Below are 7,411 nucleotides of genomic sequence, written 5' to 3'. Positions count from 1 at the left end.
ATCACATGACGGACGAGCCCGGCAAGGACACCAAGTCCCTGCTCAAGGAATCACTACTAACCATCCGCGACCTCAGGAACCAGCTGCACGAGGCTCGCTCCGCCCCCACAGAGCCAGTCGCGATCATCGGTATGGGGTGCCGGTTTCCTGGTGGCTGCGACTCGCCCGAGCAGTTCTGGACATTGCTGACATCCGGCGGCGAAGGAGTGATCGACATCCCGGAGGATCGGTGGGATGTCGATGCCGGAGACGATCGCGATTCCGGCACCTTCGGCTCGATGTACGTGACGCAGGGCAACTTCGTCCAGCGCGATCTCGCCGAGTTCGATGCGCGCTTCTTCCGGATGGCGCCGGCGGAAGCCAACGCCCTCGATCCGCAGCAGCGGCAGCTGCTCGAGGTTTGCTGGGAGTCGCTCGAGAACGCCGGGCAGAATCCGCAGGCGCTGCGCGGCAGCAAGACGGGTGTTTTCCTCGGTATCGGCAGCAACAGCGAGTACGGCATGCTGCCGCGGGACGAGGAGAAGATCAACCAATACCACGGTACCGGCACCTCCTCCAGCACGGCCTCGGGCCGGATCTCGTACGAGTTCGGCTGGAACGGGCCGGCCGTGTCGATCGACACGGCTTGCTCGTCGTCCCTGGTCAGTACGCATCTCGCGGTCGAGTCGCTGCGCCGGGGCGAGTGCTCGATGGCGATCGCCGGCGGCGTGAGCCTGATGCTCTCGCCGTACGTGATGTCCACGCTGTGCATGATGAACGCGCTCTCGACGGACGGGCGCAGCCGGCCGTTCGATCGGGACGCCAATGGCTACGGCCGGGGCGAGGGCTGCGGCCTCGTGGTCCTGAAGCGACTCTCGGATGCCGAACGGGACGGCGACACGATCTACGGTGTCGTCCGGGGCAGCGCGGTGAACAACGATGGTGCCAGCAGCGGGCTGACCGTACCCAGCGGCCGGGCGCAGCGGATGCTCATCGAGGAGGCGCTGGACGGCTGCTCGATCGCCCCGGAAGACGTCGGGTTCCTGGAGACGCACGGCACCGGTACGCCGCTGGGCGATCCGATCGAGATCGACGCACTCGCGGAGATCTTCGACGGCCGGCACGGCGGCGCGAAGCGCGACGAGCCGCTGTACCTGGGGTCGGTCAAGGGAAACATCGGGCACCTGGAGAGCGCGGCAGGGGTGGCCAGCCTCATCAAGACGGTGCTGTGCGTCTACCACGGGGAGATCCCGCAGATCGCCAACTCCTCGACCCTCAACCCCAGGATCGATCTGGAGAAGATCCCGGCGGAGCTCCCGCAGGCGAGCGTCGCCTGGAGCCCTTCCGACGGTCGAGAGCGGATCGCCGGGATCAGCTCGTTCGGCTTCAGCGGCACCAACGCCCACGTCGTCGTGTCGCAGCCACCCGCCGTCACGGCCGAGGACGGAGCGGCGGCCGGGGACGGAGCGCACGCCGAGGAAGGAACGGATGTCGAGGCGGAGCTTCCCGCGCCGGTCCTGTGCCTGAGCGCGAAGGAGGAGACCTCCTTGGTGGAGATGATCCGGCGTTACGAGCAGTACCTGGCCGAGCATCCGGACACGCGGCTCGAGCAGCTTTGCTACGTCGCCAACGTGCGCCGGCCGAGCTTCGCGCACCGGGCCGTTTTCCTGGGTGACAGCGTGGCGAGCCTGCGTTCCGGCCTGCAGGCGGCACTCGCCGAAGCGGAAAGCCAGGGCACGCTCTACGGAACGTCGAACACCCAGGAAGCCGGCGAGACCAACCCCCGCATCGGACTGTGGCGCACGTCCTTCAGGGCGCTGCATGACGGCACGGTGTACACGGCCAAGGCGGCGGATCAGGTGCAGCCCAAGCTCGCCTTCGTGCTCAGCGGCGAGTTCGAGGACTGCCGCAACAGTGCCCGGGAGCTGGCCGCGACGTTCCCGGCATTCGGGGAGTATCTCGACCACTGCCTGGAGCTGTGTTCCCGGCACGTGGGGGAATCGTTGGCCGAGGCCGTCGACGGTGCCGCCGACGGTGATGGTGTGGCCCCGGTCGTGGCGGAAGCGTACCTGTTCGCGTACCAGTACGCCGTCACGAGCCTGCTCGACTCGCTGGGCATCCGGCCGGAGATCGTGCTCGGTGAGCGGTCGGGCCAGCTTGTGGCCGCCATCGTGGCCGGAATCATGAACCTCGAGGGGGCCGTCCGTATCCTCGCCGCGGCCCAGGCGGCGCGTGGTGACGGCGCGGAAGGCCACGAGTCGGCGCCCGGCTTGCGCGCGGTACTCGAGGACGTCGAGCTGTCGCGTCCGCGATGCCGGTTCGTCACCGTGGCGCGCGGCGCCGAGGTGTCCGGGGATGAAGCCATGACCCCCAGTTTCTGGGAGGAGGCGTTGCTCAAGCCCCAGCGTTTGGGTGACGCGTTCGACACGCTGTACGACCAGGGCTACCGGAACCTCGTTGAGGTCGGCGCGTCGCCAGGCTTGCTGGAGAGCGGCGCCGACGTCCACGAGAAGCCGGACGTGATCAGATTCGAGCTGGGTGCCGGGGCATCGGAGCTCGATCGCCTGGCGCAGCACCTCGCGAAGCTGACCTGCCTCGGGCTGAACGTGCATTGGAAGGAGTACTACGCCGGACGGACCTTCGGCACGATCTCGCTGCCGAATTACCCGTTCGAGAAGACCCGTTTCTGGATCACGCCTCCGAGCCCGGACTCGTCGGGCCGGGCGCACGAGCACGCACAGCGGGCGGCACGCGGGCACGGCCTGGACGGCGAACGAATCGACCTTCCGGCGGGTCCGGCGCAATACGAGTTCATCTGCACGTTGCGGAACTTTCCCGAGCTTGAGGACAACTCGGGTGTGCTGCACATGGGGTACTACCTCGAGATGTTGACGCGGTCGCTGCGCGAGCTGTATCCGGGGCGGGACCACGTGATCCGCGAGCTGGACTTCGTGGCGGCGCTCAACGTCGCCTCACGAGAAGTCAAGCGGGTCCTGCTTTCCCTGGAGCCAAGCGAGAACGGCGAGATCAAGGCCAGGTTCTTCAGCAAGACCGAGGGGCAGGCGTGGAACCTGCACGTGCAAGGCATTGTGGAGCCGGCCGGGACCGATCCGGACGTGCCACCTTCACGTGATCTCGACCAGCTCGAGCTCTCCGGAGCCGAACAGCAGGACGGCGGCGAGTTCTACGGCGTGCTCGAGCGGCGCGGCTTCAAGTTCGGGCCGACGGTGCGGTGGGTCGAATCGTCGAAATGGCGCCCCGGTGAGGCCGTCGTGCGCTTCCGGAACGCGACCGAGGAGGAGGCCAGCCGCACCTACGAGATCGGCTTCCACCCGGGGGTCCTCGACAGCTGCGCGCAGGCCTGCAACGTCTTGGCCCCGGCGACGAACGGCAAGCGCAAGTACATGATCAGGAAGCTGGAACGGGTCGCCATCAGCGGTACCAGCGCCCAGGACGGCCTCCAGGGCTACATCACCGTCGACCAGGACGACGCGGAGGCTTCCGAGATCGCGGGAAGTGTCGAAGTCCGAGATGGGGCGGGACAGCATGTCGTGTCCATCGGCCGCGCCACGCTCAAGGAGTTCGACGAGGCCAAGCTCTACGACATGCAGATGATCATGGAGGCGATCTCCCGGCCGGGCAGCGGTGACGAGGAGTTCCTCCGGGAGTACGCGGAAACGCCGGACGAGAAGAAGCCCGCCCTCGTGGTGCGCCACGTGCGTGACATCCTCGCCGAGGCGATGGAGTTCGACGATCCGGAGACGATGGACGTCGACGAACCCCTCAACGAGATGGGCATCGATTCGCTCATCGGGCTGCAGTTCTTCAACAAGATCAAGCGCATGTTCGGCGCCGATATCGCGCTCGCGGACCTGATCGAGGCGAACAGCGTGCGCAAGGCGGCCATGCTGGTCCTCGGGCTGCTGCCGGGCGGCGCCGAGCTTGCCGAGCCGATCGAGGAGGAGGAGACAGCCGAGCCCGTATCGGGTGTCGCGCTCTGGGTATACCAGCCCGAACCCGAGCCGGAGGCCAAGGTCCGCCTGTTCTGCTTCCCCCACGGTTTCGGAAGCGCCGACATGTACAAGGACTGGCAGCAGAAGCTCGGCCCGGCCATCGACGTCTGCCCGATCAAGCTGCCCGGCCTGGACGCCGAGCGGATGAAGGAGGACACGCCCACCGACGTCGACGAGGTCATGGTGTCGCTGGAAGAGGCGTTGTCGGGCTCCATGTTCGATCTGCCTGGCGCCTCCTTTGGGCACAGTTGGGGATCCCTGTTCGCGTACCGGCTGGCCAGCCGGCTTGCCGCCAACCCCGAGGCGGACTTCATCCGCCTGTTCGTCTCCGGGTACACGGCTCCGGTCGTGCCCAATACGAGCACGATGCGGATCGTCGAAGAACTGAAGGGCCTGGGATTCTCCGGAATTCCCGATTATGAGGAAGTGCGCGCGACCAACACCGAATATGACGTCGCCTTCGCCTTCATCCGGGCGTGGGACCAGGAGGCCGACTTCGAGGAATACGCGTTGGAAGGTGCGAGATTGACCCTGCCGACCCTGCTGTCGGCCTACCGGCTCGTCGAGAAGTACTCCTACGATCCGGGCGAGAGCTTCGACGTGCCGATCGTCGGCTTCCACGGGCTGGACGACAACCGGGTCACGCTGGAGGAGATGACGGCGTGGGAGCAGATCACCACCGGCTCGTACACGCTGAACACCCTGGCAGGCGACCACGGATTCATCGATGAGGGGCAGTCCGAGCATCGGGTCATCGAGCTCATCCGCGCCGAACTCGAAGCCTACGCGGCAGGGTAAAGAGCGCTCCGTCGCGGCCATTCCGGTACCTGCCGTGGACTTAAGAATTTCTCCACATTGGTGCTCCAGAATGGCCGCGACGGGACTGGTGCGGACCGGGCCGATGGTGCTGGACGAGCTAGCGAAGCCCGGTCTGGAGATGACGAAGGGAACCTCGTGGTGGAGCATTCGATAACGGTCGACAATATCGAAAAGTCCTTGCAGGGCAGGGACATCCTCAAGGGTGTGAGCTTCTCCGTCCGCCAGGGTGAGGTCTTCGGGTTTCTCGGCCCCAACGGTGCGGGAAAGACCACGACGATCCGGATCCTTCTCGGTCTCTACAGTCCCGATGCCGGTCGAGCATCGATCATGGGTGCGGACGTGACCACCGACCAGGCCCGGCAACGCGTCGGATTCGTGCTCGACGACGACGGTCTCTACGACGGCGCTTCTGCCAAGGAGAACCTCGCGTACTTCGCCAGGATCTACCAGCAGCCAGTCGACGACGAGCGGATCACCCAGGTGCTTCGCCTCGTCGACCTGGAGGGAAGGGCCGATTCCAAAGCGGGAACCTTCTCGCGCGGTATGCGCCAGCGGCTCGCCCTGGCGCGTGCCCTGGTCCACGATCCCGACGTGTTGATTCTCGACGAGCCGACGTCGGGCATCGATCCGTCCGCACAGATCGAGATCAGGGAGCTCATGGTGGACATCGCCCACGATCGGAACAAGGCCGTGATGCTGAGCTCGCACAACATGGACGAGGTGCAAAAGATCTGCGCCCGGATTGCCGTCCTGGACAGGGGCGAGGTCGTGCTGTCCGGCTCGCTGGCCGAGCTGCGCGAGACGATGGGCAGCGGGATGGTGACGGTACGTACCAGCGAGCCGATCCCGGCCGATCTCTACGAAGAGATCAAATCCACCGCCGAGTTCGGCCTCCAGGACTCCTCGGAGAACCTGCTGCACTTCTCGCCGTCGAGCGCCGGCACGACCCCCGACATCGTGGCGGCGCTGGCGCGGCGGGGAGCGCGAATCGAGGAAGTGACCCGCAACGAGGCGTCCCTGGAAGAGATGTACACGTCCATCGTCCGGGAGGGTCAGCCGGCATGAGCGGGTTGCGAGCGATCATCGGCGCCAACCTGCGGAACATCCTGCAGTCTGGTGCCCTGGTCATGGTGTTCGCCGGTATCGCGGTGATCTGTGCCGCTGTCGTCGCCGTGATTGCCGGGTCGTTCATCTTCAGTCCTGCCGTCGAAGACGGGGATACGACGGCGACGGAGCTGGGCAACTACCTCGGGCTCATCAGCTATGCCACCACGGTCATCATCACCGGCGCCAGCTTCACCGTCTTGTTCACGGTCCCGTTGCTGCGGGAGAAGACCCGCGGGACGCTCGAGTCGCTGCTGGCCACACCGGTCAGCGTGCGCCAGGTCTGGACAGCCAGGAGCGTGGCCCTGTTCGTTCCCGGCGCCGTCATCGGTGGTGTGCTCGGGCTGGGAATGATGCTGTTCCTGATGACGGCCTACCTGTCCGACGTCGATGTCGTGGTGAACGGCTACCTCGTGGTGGCGACGTTCGTCGTCGTTCCCCTCATCTATCTCGCGCTGAGCGCTCTCATGCATCTTGTGGGCTTGCTGGGGCGGGTGACGAGCGGAAACGTCATTGCCGTCATCTTCTTGCCGGGATTCTCCTCGGTCATGCTGCGCCTGGCCGGGCGCGCCGGGGTGGACGTGGAGTCCTGGCCGTTCCTCACGATCAACATCGCGTGTGGGCTGGTCTTGTTCATGCTCATCATGATCTTTCGCCACAAGCTCACGAAAGAAAGGATCGTGCTGTCGTGCCACAGCTAGATCGTCGCCGGGTTCGTGTCGTGCTGCAGCGAGATCTCCGGGACTATCGATCCTGGAGTTCGTTCAAGATCGCTGTGCTCCTGTTCGCCGTCATCACCGTGGTGGCCACGGTCGGAACCTTCTCGTTCGTCAGGGGCGGTGCGGACGCCGCAGCCGGCGACGACGACGTGGCGCGCCAGGCCCTGGGTATCGTCCTCTTCCTGCTGGCCATGCTGCCCGTCATGGTAGGCATCCCGCTGTTCTCCACCGAGTCGCTCACCCGCGAGAAGTCCAGCGGGACGATGGCGTCGCTGTTGGCGACCCCGCTGACGCCGAGAGAGATATGCCTCGGCAAGAGTTCCGCCATATTCCTGCCTTTGCTGGGCGTGACCGTGCTCGCGCCCATCGTGGCGGGGGTGGCCATCAACCTGTTCGCGATCCAACCGGTGCTGGGCGAGTTCTTTTTCCCGCCGTCCCTGATCCTCACCGTTGTCGTCGTCGTTCCCCTGTTCTTCTTCGGCCTGGCGAACCTCACCATCGAGCTGTCGATGGCCGGCAGCGCCGAGCTCGCCGTTGCTCCGTCGTATCTCGTCGGGCTCGCCTTGCTGGTCGGGGTCCCGATCAGCACCGTTCTCGGGGTCGCTGACCCGGCATCCTGGTCGTTTCTGCTGGTCGGGCTCCTGGCCACCGCCGTGATGTGGCTGGTGGTCTGGGTCGCGTCGCGTTGGCTCTCGGAGGAACGGATCGTCCTGTCGTGATGACGACGTCCCCCCGATGCCACCCACCGAACTCATGATCATGAAGACTCGTCGACCT

The 7,411-nt window shown here is 65.8% G+C and carries 4 protein-coding genes; all 4 read left to right on the top strand.

What is annotated here, in order from left to right:
- Window positions 1-5 precede the first annotated feature (5 nt).
- The 4 genes from DPM12_RS20770 to DPM12_RS23340 all read left to right on the top strand — a co-directional run bounded on the left by DPM12_RS20770 (window position 6) and on the right by DPM12_RS23340 (window position 7,353).
- On the top strand, window positions 6-4,790 hold the full coding sequence (locus DPM12_RS20770) for a beta-ketoacyl synthase N-terminal-like domain-containing protein (RefSeq protein ID WP_112260268.1): 4,785 nt from the start codon (window positions 6-8) through the stop codon (window positions 4,788-4,790).
- Between the two features lie 159 nt (window positions 4,791-4,949).
- Window positions 4,950-5,876 (top strand): ABC transporter ATP-binding protein, encoded by a 927-nt coding sequence (locus tag DPM12_RS20765; RefSeq protein ID WP_158542986.1) that lies wholly within the window; start codon window positions 4,950-4,952, stop codon window positions 5,874-5,876.
- Window positions 5,873-6,616, top strand: coding sequence for an ABC transporter permease (locus DPM12_RS23345; protein ID WP_158542985.1), 744 nt, complete (start codon window positions 5,873-5,875; stop codon window positions 6,614-6,616). Before DPM12_RS20765 ends, DPM12_RS23345 begins: the two co-directional genes overlap by 4 nt.
- Window positions 6,604-7,353, top strand: coding sequence for an ABC transporter permease subunit (locus DPM12_RS23340; RefSeq protein WP_158542984.1), 750 nt, complete (start codon window positions 6,604-6,606; stop codon window positions 7,351-7,353). The genes DPM12_RS23345 and DPM12_RS23340 overlap by 13 nt, the downstream gene beginning before the upstream one ends.
- Window positions 7,354-7,411 lie beyond the last annotated feature (58 nt).

It is taken from the genome of Phytoactinopolyspora halophila, from assembly GCF_003287285.1.
In the GTDB taxonomy this organism is placed as follows: Bacteria; Actinomycetota; Actinomycetes; order Jiangellales; family Jiangellaceae; genus Phytoactinopolyspora_A; species Phytoactinopolyspora_A halophila.
Note: the sequence above shows the minus strand (reverse complement) of the source record. Positions and strands in the feature narration are given on the sequence as shown.